At 28.1% G+C, this 17103-nt stretch carries 13 protein-coding genes; 9 read left to right on the forward strand and 4 right to left on the reverse strand.

The window, feature by feature from the left end:
• The first annotated feature begins 101 nt into the window (after positions 1-101).
• Positions 102-899 carry an EI24 domain-containing protein gene (locus ACTCCZ_RS10015; protein ID WP_079580086.1) on the forward strand — a complete coding sequence of 266 codons (798 nt, stop codon included), beginning with the start codon at positions 102-104 and terminating at the stop codon, positions 897-899.
• Here the strand turns inward: ACTCCZ_RS10015 and ACTCCZ_RS10020 are convergent.
• Positions 892-1575: a response regulator transcription factor gene (locus ACTCCZ_RS10020; RefSeq protein ID WP_079580087.1), complete on the reverse strand. Its 684-nt coding sequence runs from the start codon at positions 1573-1575 to the stop codon at positions 892-894. The two genes, ACTCCZ_RS10015 and ACTCCZ_RS10020, sit on opposite strands and share 8 nt — an antisense overlap.
• 102 nt (positions 1576-1677) lie before the next feature.
• Between ACTCCZ_RS10020 and ACTCCZ_RS10025 the strand changes: the two genes are divergently transcribed.
• On the forward strand, positions 1678-3234 hold the full coding sequence (locus ACTCCZ_RS10025; protein WP_079580088.1) for a cache domain-containing protein: 1557 nt from the start codon (positions 1678-1680) through the stop codon (positions 3232-3234).
• Positions 3235-3430: 196 nt separating this feature from the next.
• Here ACTCCZ_RS10025 and ACTCCZ_RS10030 read toward each other — a convergent pair whose 3' ends face one another.
• From ACTCCZ_RS10030 to ACTCCZ_RS10040, 3 genes are read right to left on the reverse strand one after another with little or no spacing between them, the layout of a single operon-like run.
• Positions 3431-4711 (reverse strand): TRAP transporter large permease, encoded by a 1281-nt coding sequence (locus ACTCCZ_RS10030; protein ID WP_079580089.1) that lies wholly within the window; start codon positions 4709-4711, stop codon positions 3431-3433.
• Positions 4708-5334: a TRAP transporter small permease gene (locus tag ACTCCZ_RS10035; RefSeq protein ID WP_079580090.1), complete on the reverse strand. Its 627-nt coding sequence runs from the start codon at positions 5332-5334 to the stop codon at positions 4708-4710. The genes ACTCCZ_RS10030 and ACTCCZ_RS10035 overlap by 4 nt, the downstream gene beginning before the upstream one ends.
• A 6-nt stretch (positions 5335-5340) precedes the next feature.
• The gene (locus ACTCCZ_RS10040) at positions 5341-6399 is read right to left on the reverse strand and encodes a TRAP transporter substrate-binding protein (protein WP_191287711.1); all 1059 of its coding nucleotides are present in this window, start codon (positions 6397-6399) and stop codon (positions 5341-5343) included.
• Between the two features lie 474 nt (positions 6400-6873).
• Between ACTCCZ_RS10040 and gltB the strand changes: the two genes are divergently transcribed.
• The 7 genes from gltB to ACTCCZ_RS10075 are packed head-to-tail and all read left to right on the forward strand — an operon-like array spanning position 6874 to position 17100.
• Positions 6874-11310, forward strand: a complete 4437-nt coding sequence (gltB, locus tag ACTCCZ_RS10045; protein WP_079580091.1) for a glutamate synthase large subunit — start codon at positions 6874-6876, stop codon at positions 11308-11310.
• Between the two features lies 1 nt (position 11311).
• Positions 11312-12688 (forward strand): glutamate synthase subunit beta, encoded by a 1377-nt coding sequence (locus ACTCCZ_RS10050; RefSeq protein ID WP_079580092.1) that lies wholly within the window; start codon positions 11312-11314, stop codon positions 12686-12688.
• Position 12689: 1 nt separating this feature from the next.
• Positions 12690-13418 carry an inositol monophosphatase family protein gene (locus ACTCCZ_RS10055; RefSeq protein WP_159445750.1) on the forward strand — a complete coding sequence of 243 codons (729 nt, stop codon included), beginning with the start codon at positions 12690-12692 and terminating at the stop codon, positions 13416-13418.
• 48 nt (positions 13419-13466) lie between these two features.
• A complete protein-coding gene (locus tag ACTCCZ_RS10060; protein ID WP_079580094.1) occupies positions 13467-13721 on the forward strand; it encodes a YfhL family 4Fe-4S dicluster ferredoxin in 255 nt (84 codons plus the stop codon).
• Between the two features lies 1 nt (position 13722).
• Positions 13723-15201, forward strand: coding sequence for a Ppx/GppA phosphatase family protein (locus ACTCCZ_RS10065; protein WP_079580095.1), 1479 nt, complete (start codon positions 13723-13725; stop codon positions 15199-15201).
• On the forward strand, positions 15189-16211 hold the full coding sequence (gene waaC, locus ACTCCZ_RS10070) for a lipopolysaccharide heptosyltransferase I (protein ID WP_079580096.1): 1023 nt from the start codon (positions 15189-15191) through the stop codon (positions 16209-16211). Before ACTCCZ_RS10065 ends, waaC begins: the two co-directional genes overlap by 13 nt.
• The gene (locus ACTCCZ_RS10075) at positions 16195-17100 is read left to right on the forward strand and encodes a lipid A biosynthesis lauroyl acyltransferase (RefSeq protein WP_079580097.1); all 906 of its coding nucleotides are present in this window, start codon (positions 16195-16197) and stop codon (positions 17098-17100) included. The genes waaC and ACTCCZ_RS10075 overlap by 17 nt, the downstream gene beginning before the upstream one ends.
• Positions 17101-17103 lie beyond the last annotated feature (3 nt).

Below are 17103 nucleotides of genomic sequence, written 5' to 3' on the forward strand. Positions count from 1 at the left end.
TGGTAAAACAATATTTAACTTTACCAAAGTCTAAATAACTATCAGATTACTACTCTTATTTGATCTAGTAACTTGATAAATTTATTATACGAGGAAAATTAATGAATGAATTAGATTTAGTTAAAGTAAGTATTAGAGATTTTTTTACAAAAAAGATGTTAAAGTTTGCAATTTTACCTTTAATATTTACTTTATTTATTATGTATATACTATTTTTTAGTGCAGCTGGTTATGGAATGGATTCTTTGCAAATAGTTATAACACAAGCACAAAATGGACAAGAAATAACAGCACCTGAAAATGCACCATTTTATTTTGATTGGGCTACTTTTTTACTTCAATATTCGGTTACTGCATGGATTGTTGCTTTTTTAGTTTATACAATTGGAATTATATTTGTTATGATGTTTTCAGTATTTTTAACTCTTGCAATTATTGGTTTTTTAACACCTTTTATTTTAAAAGCTTTGCATAAAAGACATTATAGTGATTTAAAAATGGATGGTCATGGAACTATTTTAACACCACTTTTTGTTTTAGCAAAAAGTACTTTTATGATGATATTTTTATTTATTTTATTTATTCCTTTATATTTTATACCATTAGTTAATGTTATTGCTTTTAATATACCATTTTACTATTTTTTCCATAAACTATTAAATCATGATGTTGCATCAACAATTTTAAGTGATGAAGATTATTTTTTAATACATAAAAAAGAGAAAAACAGTTTTAGAATAAGAACTTTCTTACTTTATATGTTATCAATGATTCCTTTTATTACACTGTTTTCCGCGGTTTTCTTTATAATTTATTTAGGTCATGGATACTTTATAGAGTTAAGAAAGTTAAAAGAGGGTGAGGCAAGTGCTATTGATAAGTTTTTAGAACTTAAGTAACTAGCCTATACCCTGTGCCTTGAATATTTTTTAAAATACCTTTAGGTAGTTTTTTTCTAAAGTTTTTTATAAATAGTCTCATTGCATTTGGAGTCATGACATTTGCATCATCCCAAATTTGTGTTTCCATCTCTTGGTATGTAATGATTCTATTTTTATTTATTAGTAACTTTAAAAAAGCATTCTCTTTTTTTGTTAAGATGTGTTCTACATCTGGACCTGTTACACATGATTTACTTTCATCATAAATCCATTTTGGAATAAGATTATAAACAGGAGCGGCTGCATAACTTTTTATAAAAGCCTCAAGTGCTTCTGTTAATTTAGCTTCTGTAATTGGTTTTATAATATATTTTACAAGGTGTAATTCTGTTGCTTCTAGCATATACTCTAAATCAGTATGCGCAGATGTAATTATAACTCTGACTTTTGAATCGGTTTTTCTAATTTTTTTTATTAAATCAATTCCTGATTCTTTTGGCATTCTAATATCAGTAATAATTAAATCAGGTTTTTTATCTTGATATAATTTATAAGCATCTTTTGCATTTTTTGCTAAATATAAATTCTTAAACATATGTCTTAAAATCTCAAAAATATTATTTCTAATTCCATCTTCGTCTTCAACATATAATAAATTAAAACTACTTAATTGCTTAATTAAGTCTTGGTTCATAGTAAAATCCTTATTAGAAAAGATATGGTATCATATCAAAAAAAGCCTAATCAATGCATAAACTTGAAGTATTGAAATATAAAATTAAGAGTGGAAATTATCTTGCAACTAATAACAGAAAAAAATATATCTAAAATGATAATTTATGTTTTTATAATAATCATGTCTTCAATGATTTTTATGATTTCATATTTTTATGTAAAAAATACAAATAAAAATTTTGAATTGCAAATGGATAAATATGTAAATGAGTATTATAATAATCAAAAAGCGATATTAAAAAAGCAAGTTGAAACTGTAATTGATATTTTAAATTATAATATCACACAAGAGAACAAAACAGAAGATGCTATTAAAAAAGAAGCAATTAGATTATTAAATAATATCTCTTTTCAAGAAAAAAGAAGTGATTATTTTTTTGTATATGAAATACAAAATATGAATGGTGGAGATGGTTTTGCAAAAATGATTGTTAATCCAAATAGACCTGATTTATTAGGAAAGTTAATCTCTACAAAATATGAAGATGCTGATGGGAAAAAATTTAGAGAAGAGTTTATGAATAGCATTAGGAAAAAAGGTGACTCTTTTAATCAATACGCCTATAAAAAACCAAAATCAAATGAAATAAAACAAAAAGTATCTTATTTTAAATTATATAATCATTGGAATTGGGTTATCTCAATAGGAGTTTATACAGATGATATAGAAAAAGAGATTGCATTAAAAAGAAAAGACTTAAAACAAAGGGTTAAAACACAAGTAGTACAAAATATATTAGTTTTTTTACTCTTTCTTACTATAGCAATAGTAATATCTATTTTAGTTTCAGAAAAAATAGATGATGTTTTACAAAACTATCAAAATAAAGTAAAAGCTAAATCTAAAGAGCTAATGCAATTAAATCAAAACCTAGAGATGAAAGTCAAAGAAGAGGTTAATAAAAATAGAGAACATGAGCAACTTCTTGTTCAAAAATCAAGATTTATTGCTTTAGGTGAGATGATTTCAAATATAGCACATCAATGGAGACAACCACTTTCAGAGTTATCATCTATTTTGATGTTTATAAAATTTAAATATAGTATGAAAAGTTTAGATGAACAAACAATGCAACAAAAATCACAAGAAGCTGAAAAAGTTATTGATTATATGTCTCATACTATTGATGATTTTAGAAACTTTTTTATGCCTAAAAAAGATAAAGAGACTTTTTTACTAAATAATGCAGTAGAGTCAGTTATTACGATTTTATCAAGTGCTTTAAGTAGTAATAAAATAAAAATAACTATAAATATAGATAAAAATCTAAAAATTAACACATATTTAAATGAGTTTGAGCAAGTAGTATTAAATCTACTTTCAAACGCAAAAGATGTACTTATTTTAAATAAAATAGATAAACCCAATATAAAGATTTTTGCAAGAGAGAATGAAAATGATATAAGTCTTTTTATTCATGATAATGGAAAAGGTATAAAAGTAAATCCAATTGAAAAAATCTTTGAGCCTTATTTTACTACAAAAAGTGATAGTGATGGAACAGGTATAGGACTTTATATGTCAAAAATTATTGTAGAAAAAAATATAAAAGGTAAGTTAAAAGTTGAAAATATAAATGATGGAGCAAGATTTGAAATAGTTGTTCCTAAAAAATAGATCTATTCTTTATCTTTATTTTTTAATTGATCTTCTTTTTTCTTTGTTAAATATGCAAGTAATAATACAACTAAAGCAATAACACTAAAGCTTATTGCTTCATTTAGAAATGTTTCCATTTTTTACCTTTATTAAATAAAAAAAGCAAGAGATATCTCTTGCTTTTTTTAATATTAAATAGAATATAAATCTAATATTATCCAAACATTAGGTTTGGTAGCCATAATGCAACTTGAGGAATATATGTAGTAATTATTAGTCCCACAAAGATTGTTAAAGTCCAAGGGAAAGCTGCAACAATTACATCTTTTATTGACATACCTGTAAGTCCACTAGTAACAAACAGGTTTAACCCAACTGGTGGGGACACCATACCTAATTCCATATTAATAGTAATTACAATACCAAAATGAATTGGATCAATTCCAAGAGCAACTGCTACTGGAAGTAAAAGTGGTACCATAATCATAATAATTGCACTTGGTTCCATAAATGAACCTGCTAAAATTAGTAACAAGTTAACCATTAGTAAGAACATATATTTGTTTACATTTGCTTCAATTAATGCTTCTGTAATTGCTTGAGGAATATTCTCAATTGTTAAAAAATGTGCAAATAACATAGCATTGGCAATAATAAACATAATCATAGCAGTAGTTTTTGCTGATTCTAATGCTGTTGTATAAAGTTCAGTTACTTTTATATCTTTATAAATAAATACAGATACAAAAAATGCCCACATACAAGCAACTGCTGCTGCTTCTGTTGGTGTAAAGATACCTCCATAGATACCACCTATTACAATAACAATTGTCATAAGACCCCATGCTGCATCTTTCATTTTACTTAATCGCACTCTAAAAGGTTGTGGTTCAGTTCTTTCGAATCCTAATCTTCTAGCACCAATATAAGTTACAACCATCATCATAATACCAAGCATAACCCCAGGAACAACACCTGCCATAAATAGTTTTCCAATAGAAACTTCTGCTGTTACACCATATACAATTAGTACAATTGATGGTGGAATTAAAATCCCTAATGAACCTGCTGTTGCAATAGTACCAACTGCGTATCTTTTAGGATATCCAGCTTGCATAATTGCACCAAACATAATAGAACCAATAGCAACAACTGTTGCTGGTGAACTTCCTGATACAGCTGCAAAAATAATTGATGCAAAAATTGCAGAGATTGGTAAACCACCTGGTAAGTGCCCTACAATTGATTTTGCAAATTCAATAATTCTTTGTGCAGCACTACCTTTACTTAATAAATTACCTGCAAAAATAAACATTGGTATTGCCATAAGTGAATAATGCTCAATCTTATCAAACATCATTGAAGAAATTTCAACAGGTGAAATTGGTGTAAATAAAACTAATGTAACAAATGTTGCAGCACCTAAACAAATAGCTATTGGAGTACCTAAAATAACTAGGAAGAAAAATATACCAAATAATACAGCTACACTCATAGCATTCCTCCTGTTTTTTTCTCAACTTCTTTAACCATTTTATTTAAGTTCTTCACGTTTTCATTATCCTTATGCTCTTTTGCACCCATACCCATGTCAGCTAGTACATGTTCAGCTTCACTCTCTTTTAAGATTTTTTCATGACTTGTATTTAAAATTGCATGAATTCTCTCAGCAACTCTATATGCACCAAATGCAAAAGATACTGGTATAACCAAATATACTATCCACATTGGCATATCCCATAAATCAATAGATCTTTCATCTAATTCAATTACAAGTAATAGATATTTATATCCAAAATATGATACTGCACATAAAAAGACAAATGTTATTAAATGTGATATTACAAGCATAATTTTTGCAACTCTTGATGGTACAACATCTAAAACAATAGTAACAGCAATATGCGCATCTTTTTTGAAGCAGTAAGCGGCTGCAAAAAACACACTCCATAAAAATGAAAAAATTGTTAATTCTGTTGCCCAAGAAAATGAAGCATCAAATAAATACCTAGCTACAACATTGACAAATGCTACAGTAACCCCAGTAATGATTCCCATTACTGCGATTTTTTGATTTATATGACCTATTATTTTGCTAATAACATTAAATAAAGTCATAATAAACTATTCCGTTGCTAACGTTTTCTTAATTAGATCTTCACCAATAACATCTTTGTCATAGAAGTCTGGATAAATTTTGCTTACTGCATTTTTCCAAGCATCTCTTTGCTCTTGTGTTAATGTAAAGATTTCTAATTTTCCAGTTTCTTTAGCATACTCTTTAATTAAGTTGAATTGTTCTGTATTTAAATCTTCTGCGTACTCTCTCTCTTTTTCAGTAGCTTCTTTGATTGCTTGCTCAACATTTGCTTGTAATTCTGGTGATAAAGAGTTCCAGAATTTTTCACTCATTACAACTAAGTAACCTAAATAACCATGGTTAGAAATAGTTAAATATTTTTGTACTTCATGAAACTTTTTAGTGTAGATATTTGAAATTGGGTTTTCAGCCGCATCAATAACACCTTGTTGTAAAGCAGAATATACTTCAGAAAATGGCATCATTTGAGGATTTCCTCCAACTGCATGGAATTGTGCTTCTAAAACTTTTGAAGACATAATTCTAAATTTTTGACCAGCAGCATCTTCTGGTAATAAAATAGGTTTTACAGATGATGAAAATTGTTTAAAGTGATTATCCCAAAAAGACAATGCTTTATATCCTTTATCTGTTACCATATCTTTAAGTGCAGTACCTACTTCACCATCTTGTACTCTGTGTAAGTGGTCGATATCTTTAAATAAAAATGGTAAATCAAATAAAGCTAATTGAGGAACTATTTTACCAAATTTTGAAAAACTTGGTGCAGCCATTTGAACTGAATCTAGTTTCAGTGCTTTTAATACTGAATTATCATTATATAATTGAGAAGATGGGTAAACTTGAACATCAATTTGACCATTTGTTAACTCTTCTAATCTTTTTTCAAAATAATCAGCTGCTTTACCTTTTGGTGTATTAGCACTTACAACATGTGAAAACTTAAGTGTATAAGTTTGTTTACTTGTTTCTCCTGAAGCTTTAGCCTCTTTTGAGTCACCTTTGTTGTCACCACAACCTGTAAAAAATAATGCTGATGCAACAACAGCACTAGATACTATACCTTTCATGATTTTTGTCATTTTTACTCCTTGATTTTGTTAAACAGAAAATTATAATGTAAAATTATGTACTTATTATGTAAAAAATAGTAAATTTTAAAATTTCTCTTTTAAAATTAATCAAGATACCAGAATGTCGATATTTGAGCATATGTTAATTATGTAAAAAATCAAGAAAAATAGCATGAAAATAGCAATAAGCCTAAAAGTTTTATTATTATTAATTAGAACTTAAAAATAGAAACTAAAAATTGATAAAAAAAAGAAATAATTATTTTATTTTTTTGAATAAAGAGTAAAATATTTTGTTTAAAATATAAAAATTTAATGAAAATTATTAGGTTACCTCTATGTAACCACATTTTATGCAACAAATTTAAGCTTAATAACTGCTTATACATGATTTTTAACCATTTTTTAAATATTGTTTAGATATATTATTAAACTTTTAATAAGGGATGAAATAATTATACTATATTAATAAAAAGGAAAATGATGGGTTCTAACTTAGACTTATTAACATCTTTTAAAGATAACTGTGGTTTTGGTTTATTAGCACATTTGAAAAATAAGCCTAGCCATAATAATTTAGAAGATGCTATCACTTCGCTAGAAAGAATGATGCACAGAGGTGCAGTAGCAGCGGATGGAAAAACAGGAGATGGATCTGGGTTACTTCTTTCAATGCCAGATTATTTTATGAGAAAAGTTACTAGTGAACATGGTATTGATTTACCAGAAACTTACGCTGTAGCTATGATTTTTACTAAAGACTCAAAAGATATTGATGTATTTAAAGAGTTCTGTGAAAATAATGACTTAAAAGTACTTATGACAAGAGAAGTACCAGTAGATACTAATGCACTTGGACAACAAGCTTTAAATACTTTACCAACTATTTTTCAAGTATTTGTAACACCAAGTACATTAATGTCATCAAAAAGATTTGAAGCGATGCTATACTTAACAAGAAAAGAGTGTGAGCATAAATTAAAAGATAAAAAAGATTTTTATATCCCTACATTTTCTTCAAAAGTTATTGCGTATAAAGGGCTTGTTATGCCTACGCATATTAAGCATTTTTATGTTGATTTAAGAGATGAAGATTTTAAAATCTCATTTGCTTTATTTCATCAAAGATTTTCAACTAATACACTTCCTCAATGGAAATTGGCTCAGCCTTTTAGAACAATTGCACATAATGGAGAGATTAACTCTGTTGAAGCAAATAGATTTAGTGTAGAAATAAAATCTGAAAATATCAAATCTGAAATTTTTACAGATGAAGAGATAAAAAGAATTTTACCTATTTTACAAGAAGGAAGTTCAGATTCTGCTTCTTTGGATAATATGTTTGAATTTATGGTAGCAAATGGAGTGGATTTTTTCAAAGCTGCAAGAAGTTTAATTCCAGCACCTTGGCAAAACTCTCCACATATGGACTCTGATTTAAGAGCATTTTATGAATATACAGCAGCTGCTATGGAAGCTTGGGATGGACCAGCGGCCGTTTCATTAACTGATGGAAGACATATTGGTTGTTTAATTGATAGAAATGGATTAAGACCATCAAAGTATGTAATTACAAAAGATGAAAAACTTTATATAACTTCTGAATATGGTACTTTAGATATTGATGAAGAGATGATATTAGAAAGAGGAAGATTACAATCAGGACAGATGATTGGAGTTGATCTTAAGTATGGAAAGATATTAAAAGAGAATGATATAAATGATTATTTAAAATCATCTCAAAACTATTCAAAATGGCTAAATAGTGGTATGAAATATCTACAAGAATATATAGATGAGTCATTTTTAGAGTGGGGTGACTATAAAGTTGAAGAACTTGAAAAAAGACAAAAATACTTTAATATTACTTATGAAGCAATAGATCAAATTATAGAGCCAATGGCAAAAGATGGTAAAGAACCTGTAGGTTCTATGGGTGATGATACTCCAATTGCTGCATTTTCTAAAGTAAATAGAAATTTCACAGATTTCTTTAGACAAAAATTTGCACAAGTTACAAACCCTCCAATAGATCCATACAGAGAAAAAGTAGTAATGTCTTTAGAAACAGGATTTGGAAGACTTCATAACTTTTTGGATGAAAAAGTAGAGTTTGCAAAAAGATTGAAAGTTTCAAGTCCAATTTTGATGAAAGAGAAATATGATATTTTATACTCATTTGGAAATTCAAAATCTCCTAGATATGATGAGTATTATAAAAATAGATCTTTTAGTACAACTTTTACAAGCGATTTAGAAACAAGTTTAAAAGAGCTTGGAGCAAAAATAGTAAATGCAGTAAAAGAGGATAAAATAACAGTAGTTATTTTAGATGATAGAGAAGTTAGTAAATCAAAAAAACTTATTCCTATGGCTATGGCTGTTGGTTATATAAATCAACTTTTACTAAAAGAGGGTGTTAGACACTGTGTTTGTTTAGTTTCTGTTACAGGGGAAGTTTATGATCCTCATATGGCAGCTGTATTATTAGGTTTTGGAGTAACTGCTATTTATCCATATATGATGTATGCAACAGTAGTTGGTTTATATGAAAGAAAAAATATCTTAAAATATGAGATGCAAAGACTTCTTAAAAATACTCAAAAATCACTGGATGCTGGTTTATTGAAAATCATGTCTAAAATGGGTATTTCTACAGTTGCTAGTTATAGAAACTCTGCATTGTTTGATGTAATTGGATTATCTGATAAAATTGTATCTGAATGTTTTGAAGGGGCTCATAGTGAACTAGCAGGTCTTTGTTATTTAGATATTGAAAAAAGAGTAGAAAAGTCTCATTATAATGCATATTATGATAATCATCATATTTTTCCACTTGACTTAGGTGGTTTTTATAAATATGTTGATGGTGGAGAGTATCATGATTATGGTCCTAAAACTACTGCTGCAATGCATAATAAAAATGCCACAAAAAAAGAAGAAATATCTGATTTTGATAGTTTAAAAAAATTAGTTCAAACTAGAGATAAAAAATTTATTAGAGACTTCTTTGAGTTTAATTCTGATAGAGAACCTATAGATATATCAGAAGTAGAATCAAAAGAAAATATATTTAAAAGATTTGCAAGTGCTGCTATGTCTTGTGGTTCTATATCTCCAGAAGCACATGAAGCAATTGCACAAGCTATGAATACAATTGGTGGTGCTTCTAATTCAGGTGAGGGTGGAGAAGATCCAAAAAGATTTAACACTTTAAAAAATTCTAAAATAAAGCAAATTGCTTCAGGTAGATTTGGTGTTACACCTGGATATTTAGTAAGTGCTCAAGAGTTGCAAATAAAAGTTGCACAAGGTGCAAAACCAGGTGAGGGTGGACAACTTCCAGGACATAAAGTAACTCCTTTAATAGCAACACTTAGACACACAGTACCTGGTGTTACATTGATTTCACCTCCTCCACATCATGATATTTATTCGATTGAAGATTTGGCACAATTGATATTTGATTTAAAACAAATTAATCCAGGAGCAAAAATTACAGTAAAACTTGTTTCTTCTATTGGTGTTGGAACTATTGCAGCAGGTGTTGCAAAAGCATATGCTGATAAGATTATTATCTCAGGTGGAGATGGAGGAACAGGAGCTGCTCCTATGAGTTCAATTAAACATGCAGGTAACCCTTGGGAAATTGGGCTTTCAGAAGCACACAATGCTTTAAAAGCTAATGATTTAAGAGAGTTTGTCCATGTTCAAACAGATGGGGGACTTAAAACTGGACTTGATGTTGTTAAAGCTGCATTATTAGGTGCAGAATCTTATGCCTTTGGTACAGCAGCACTTACACTGCTTGGATGTAAAATTTTAAGAATTTGTCATACAAATAAATGTTCTGTAGGTGTTGCGACACAAGATGAAGATTTAAGAACTCATTTTACAGGAACAGTAGAAAGATTAATTTCATATTTTAATTTTGTAGCACAAGAAGTAAGAGAGATTCTTGCAAAACTTGGTTATAAAACAATGGAAGAAATAATAGGTAGAAGTGATTTATTAAAAGTAATTGATGATGAGTTTGCCAAAAAATTCGATTTTCAAAATATCTTAAGAAGAGTTGATGGAATTAATACTTGTCAAAAAGATTCAAATGAGCCATTTGATAAAAATAAGTTTGAAAAAGAGATATTAAAAAAAGTTCATAGAGCAATTGAAAAACCAACTTTAAAAGTAAAAGTTAGTGAACAAATTTGTAATTTAAATAGAAGTTTTGGTGCATTAATCTCAGGAGAAATCGCAAAATACTATGGTGATGAGGGATTACCACAAGATACAATCAATATAAATTTAAAAGGAATTGCTGGTCAATCATTTGGTGCATTTTTGAGTAAAGGTATGAACTTACATTTAGAAGGCGCTGCTAATGATTATGTTGGTAAGGGAATGAATGGTGGTAAGATAACTATTACTCCATTACATCAAGGTAAAGATTTTGCTGGTATTGGTAATACTTGTTTATATGGTGCTACAGGTGGTCAATTATATGTAAGAGCAACAGCAGGTGAAAGATTTGCTGTTAGAAACTCTGGTTGTATTGCAGTTGTTGAAGGAACTGGTGATAATGCTTGTGAGTATATGACAGGTGGTATTGCAGTGATTCTTGGACCAACTGGAATTAATTTTGGTGCAGGTATGACAGGTGGTTTAGCATTTGTATATGATGATCAAAAAGCATTTGTTGATAACATGAATCAAGAGTTAATTGAAGCAGTTAGAATTGATACAGATGATACAGAAAGAGAAAGATTATATTTAAAAAGATTATTGGTAGATTATTTAAATGAAACAGCAAGTGAAAAAGCTGAAACAATATTAGATAATTTTAGAGCAGAAATTAGAAATTTCTGGTTGGTTAAACCTAAAAATATGACGGTATTACCACTAGATCCTGAGAATGGAGATTAAGATGTTAAATTTTACAAAATTTGAAAGAGTTAATCCTAATAAAAGAGATGTTTTACAAAGATTAAAAGATTTTGACGAAGTATATGAGGTGTTTGAAAAAAACAAAGCAAAAGAGCAGTCAGATAGATGTATGCAGTGTGGAGATCCATACTGTCACTCAAAATGCCCTTTACATAACTTTATTCCAGCTTGGCTTAAACAAACAGCTGAAAAAAACTTGGAGCTAGCTTTTGCTTTATCAAATGAGACTTCTCCTTTTCCTGAAATTTTAGGAAAAATTTGTCCTCATGATGTTTTATGTGAAGGTGATTGTTCTTTAAATACAGGACATGGTGCTGTATCAATTGGTGCAGTTGAAACACATATAAATGAACAAGCTTTTGAAAAAGGTATGAAGCCTAAATTTGCACCTATTAACTTAAATAAAAAAGTAGCGATTATTGGTTCTGGACCTGCTGGAATTTCAGCAGCTACTTTTTTACTTAGAAAAGGAATTGCTGTTGAAATGTTTGAAAGAGATGATAGAGCAGGTGGACTTTTAACTTATGGAATTCCAGGCTTTAAACTTGATAAAAGTTCAGTAGAAAGAAGAATTAATTGGCTTTTAGAAGCTGGAATGAGACTTCATGTAAATTGTGAAATTGGTAAAGATAAAACAGTTGCTGATTTGGAAAAAGAGTTTGATGCAATCTTTTTAGGAATTGGAGCAACTGAAGGAAAAATGGCAAAGATTGAAGGTGAAGATGCATCAAATGTTCATTTAGCAATTGATTTTTTAAAGAAGATACAAAAAAGAAATTTTGGACAAGAAGTTGAAGATTTTATTGATGTTTCTGATAAAAATGTAGTTGTTATTGGTGGTGGAGATACTGCTATGGACTGTGTTAGAACTTCTGTTAGAGAAAAAGCAAAATCTGTAAAATGCCTTTATAGAAGAGATGAAGCAAATATGCCAGGAAGTAAAAAAGAAGTTGTTAATGCCAAAGAAGAAGGTGTTGAATATATCTTTAATGCTTCTCCTAAAGCTATAAAACTAAAAAATAATAAAGCTGTTGCAATTGAAGTTCAAAAAACAGCTTTAAGCGAACCTGATGAAACAGGAAGACAAAAAGTAAAAATTGTTGAGGGAAGTGAATATCTTGAAGAGGCTGATGTTGTTATTATGGCATTAGGTTTCTCTCCTGAGGTTCCTAAATTTTTAAAAGAAGCAAAAGTTGATACTAATTCATGGGGTGGAATTGAAGTAAATGAAAAATACCAAACTTCAAATGAAAAGTATTTTGCTGGTGGAGATTGTCAAAGAGGTGCGCATTTAGCAGTAACAGCAGCAGCAGATGGAAGAGAAGCTGCAAAAGAGATTATTAAAGCATTATCATAATATGAATGCTTTTATTCAAGATTGCATAAAAGCAAATAAACAGATATATGAGTATATACATACTCATATGTCTTCAACTGACATAAAAGCTACTGGAAAAATAGGTTTTGGTGGAGATGATAGTTTAACTATTGATTTAAAAGCAGAATCTATTTTCATAAATCATTTGAATAAGTATGGAAATATTTACTCAGAAGAGAGTGGATATATATCTTCAAATAAAAAAACAAATATAATAATTGACCCCATTGATGGAAGTGATAACTTAGCTTCAAATTTACCTTATTATGGAACATCAGTGGCATTAGAAGAAAATAATAAAATAATAGCAGCTGTAATTTGTAATTTAGCTAATGGAATAATAAGTTATAAAACTAAAGATAGTGGTATTGAAAAACTTGAATTAAAAACATTAAAACCAATAAATAATTTTAAAATAGAAAATAGCAAATTTGGAGTTTTTGAAAGAGCTTATACTCATCCTAAGCTTTGTCAAAAACTTTTTAATAAAAATATAAAATATAGAAGTTTAGGAGCTATTGCATTATCTTTATGTGATGCTAGAAACTATAAGTTTATTCTATTTCATGGTAGTTTAAGGCAGTTTGATATTGCAGCAGGAGTTTTTATGTGTGAAGAGTTAAATCTTTATCAAAATGATGAATTCTTAATTGTGGCTAAAAGTATCTATGATTTTAATCTAATTAAAGATACTATTAATAAACTTTAGGTTATAAATCCAAGATTAATTATTTTAACTTAGGATTTAGGTACGTAAATGTCTTTAATTATAACAGATGAATGTATTGCATGTGATGCATGTAGAGATGAGTGTCCAAACTACGCGATAGAAGAGGGTGATCCAATATATATTATTGATCCAGATAGATGTACTGAGTGTGTTGGCCATTATGAAGAGCCATCATGTATTGAAGTTTGTCCTGTTGATTGTATTATTGTAGATTCTGATAATCAAGAAACAATGGAAGAATTAAGATTTAAATTCGAACAATTACAAGAAGAAGAGCTATAAAATGGCAAAAACTACAACTATTATAGACATTGGGTCAAACTCAATGCGAATGGTTGTATTACAAAAAAGTAGTAGATTCGCATTTCATTTGATTAATGAAACAAAAAGTAGGGTTAAAATCTCAGAAGGATGCTATGAAAATGGTGGCAACCTTCAAGAAACTCCTATGAATAGAGCTTTTAATTCATTAAAATCTTTTTTAAATATATCAAATTCACTTAAAGCAAAAAAAGTGATTTGCGTTGCAACATCTGCACTTCGTGATGCACCAAACTCGAAAGTTTTTTTATCAAGAGTGAAAAAAGAACTAGGCTTAAATATAAAAGTTATAAATGGAGAAAAAGAGGCATACTATGGTGGTGTTGCTGCTTTGAATTTACTTCATAATGATGAATTTGTAACTGTAGATATTGGTGGAGGTTCTACTGAATTTTGTTTTGTAAAAGATGGACAAATAACAAAATCAATTTCCTTAAATATAGGAACAGTAAGGTTAAAAGAACTATTTTTTGACAAAGGAAGTGTAAAAGAAGCAAAAGAGTATATTTCAAGTAATTTAAAAAAGATTTTTGAATTAGATATTAGTATTCCATCTACTGTTGTAGGAATTGGTGGAAGTATTAGAGCTATTACTAAAGCAATAATGAAAGATACCTCTTATCCCCTTGATGTATTACATGGATATACTTATGATGTTGAATCAAATAAATCACTTATAAACTCAATAATAAGTGCAAAAGATATTACAGAACTTAAAAAACTAGGAATAAAAAAAGATAGATTTGATACTATAAAAGAGGGAACTTTTATTTTTAATACTATTTTAGAAGAATTAAATACAAAAAAAGTTATTACTTCTGGAGTTGGTGTTAGAGAAGGTGTTTATTTATGTGACTTGTTAAGAAATTCAAATCATAAGTTTCCCTCAAATTTTAATATAAGTTTAAGATCGCTACTTGATAGGTTTGAAACAGATGGCAACCAAAGTGCATATTTTGGAAATAATGCAAGTAAGATATTTGAAGTTTTAAAACCTATACATAACTTGGATGATAAGTTTAGAACACTTTTAGTAGTTGCTTCAAAACTTCACTCTATTGGTACTACACTGAATTTTTATAAAGTTAATGACAATACTTTTAATTTTATATTAAATGGCTTAAATTATGATTTTTTGCATACTTCAAGAGTTATAGTAGCATATACAATAAAATATTCAAAAAAGTCTTTGCCTACTAAAAAAGATTTACAAGGATATGAACAATTATTGCCAAACCTAGAAACAATGCAATGGATGTCTTTTATGATTTCTTTAAATTTGATGATAAACCAAGATTATTCAAAACCAAAAGTAGAATATATCTTAGAGGCTAATACTTTGAAAATTATACTTCCTTGTTACTCATTTTTAGTTGAGTCTTCACTTGATAAATTAGAAGTACCAAAGATGCTAGAATTAGAAATAGTATGTCAAAAATAAATAAAATTGCAATTATTAAGCTATCTGCAATGGGTGATATAATTCATGCAATGGTAGCTTTACAATTTATAAAATCAAAATATCCAAATATGAAAATTGATTGGTTTGTTGAGGGTGCATTTAGTAAAGTTTTACAATATAATCCTCATATAGACAATATTTATGAACTAAATCTAAAAAGTATTAAAAAAAGTAAAAAAGAGCTTTTTACTCAAATAAAATTAGCAAGAAAATATTCACAAAATCGATATGATTTAGTAATTGATGCTCAAGGTTTAATAAAATCAGCAATAGTTTCAAAATTAGTAGGTAAAAAAGTAGCTGGTTTTAGTAAGCTTTCAATTAGAGAAAAGTTTGCAGCAAGTTTATATAATGAAAAAGTAACTATTTCATATGATAGAAATGCAATTGATAGAAATGCAAAGATTTTATCAGAACCATTAAATTTTACTATATCAAAAAAAGATATTTTAAATAAAAAACCTTTTTTATTCTTTAAAAATGAAGATAGAAAAGTATATGAACTTTTAAGTAATGATAAAAAAAATATACTATTAATTATTGGTGCTAGCTGGGTAAGTAAAATGTATTCTAATGAAAAATTTGCTAATATTACAAATTCTTTAAATGAAAACTATTTAATTGCTTGGGGAAGTGAAGCTGAAAAACAGATTGCAAATAAGATTGCAAATGAAAGTTCAAATGTAACAGTTCTTCCAAAATTAGATTTAAATAACTTAAAAGCACTTGTTTCAAAAGTAGACTTGGTAATAGGTAATGATACTGGACCTACGCATATGGCTTGGGCTTTAAATATACCATCTATTACACTTTTTGGTAATACACCAGGATATAGAAATACATATGAAACAAATATAAATAGAATAATTGAGTCAAATACAAAAGTAAATCCATATAAATTGGATAAAAATGATTTTTCAATTAAAGAAATAGATGATAAAAATATCGTAAAAATGGCAAAGGAAATTCTTTATGAAGAGAAAAATTAAAGATTATTATAGATTTCTTTTATATAAAATTTTTAGATTTATATTTGCAGTTATGCCTTATTTTATAATAAAACCATTATTAATATTTGCTACAAAGTTAGTTGATAAATTTAATAAAAGATATAATAAAATAGTACAAGCAAATTTAGATTTAGTGTTTGGTGATACTATTTCTCAAGAAAGAAAAGAACAAATTAGATTTAACTCATATAAATCACTTTTTTTTAATATATATGAGTTTGTTGAAAACCAATCAATTTCAAAAGAGAAACTTTTTCAAAAAGCAAATTTTGAAAATGAACACTATATTACAGAAGCTATAGAAAATAATAGAAAGATTATATTTATTACGGCTCATTATGGCGGATGGGAGATAGCTTTACCTTATGTTGCGTTAAAATTTGGAACTCTAGCAGTTGTAAATAGAAAAATGGATAATCCATTGATAAATGAGCTTTATATAGAAGCAAGAGATAGAAACAATATAATAATGCTAGAGAAAAAAACAGCAGCAAAGGGCATGTTAAAAGCTCTAAAAAACAATCATCATGTTGCTGTTGTAATTGACCAACATATTAAAGATGGTATTGAAATAGATTTTTTTAATAAAAAAGTGCTTGCAACTGACTCTACTTCAAGACTTGCATTAAAATTTGATGCTTTAATAATACCTGTATTTGCACAAATGAATGATTTTAGGGATTATACTTTAAAAGTATATGAACCTTTAGATGTAAGAAATATAGAATTTAAAACAGAAGATAAAGTCAAAGAGCTTACAATTATGCAATCAAAAGTAATTGAAGAGCAAATTAGGAATAAACCAGATTTTTGGTTTTGGCAACATAAAAGATGGAAACAGTTCTACAAAGAGATTTATAAGAAGTAATAA

The sequence above is a fragment of the Malaciobacter sp. genome (genome assembly GCF_055140965.1).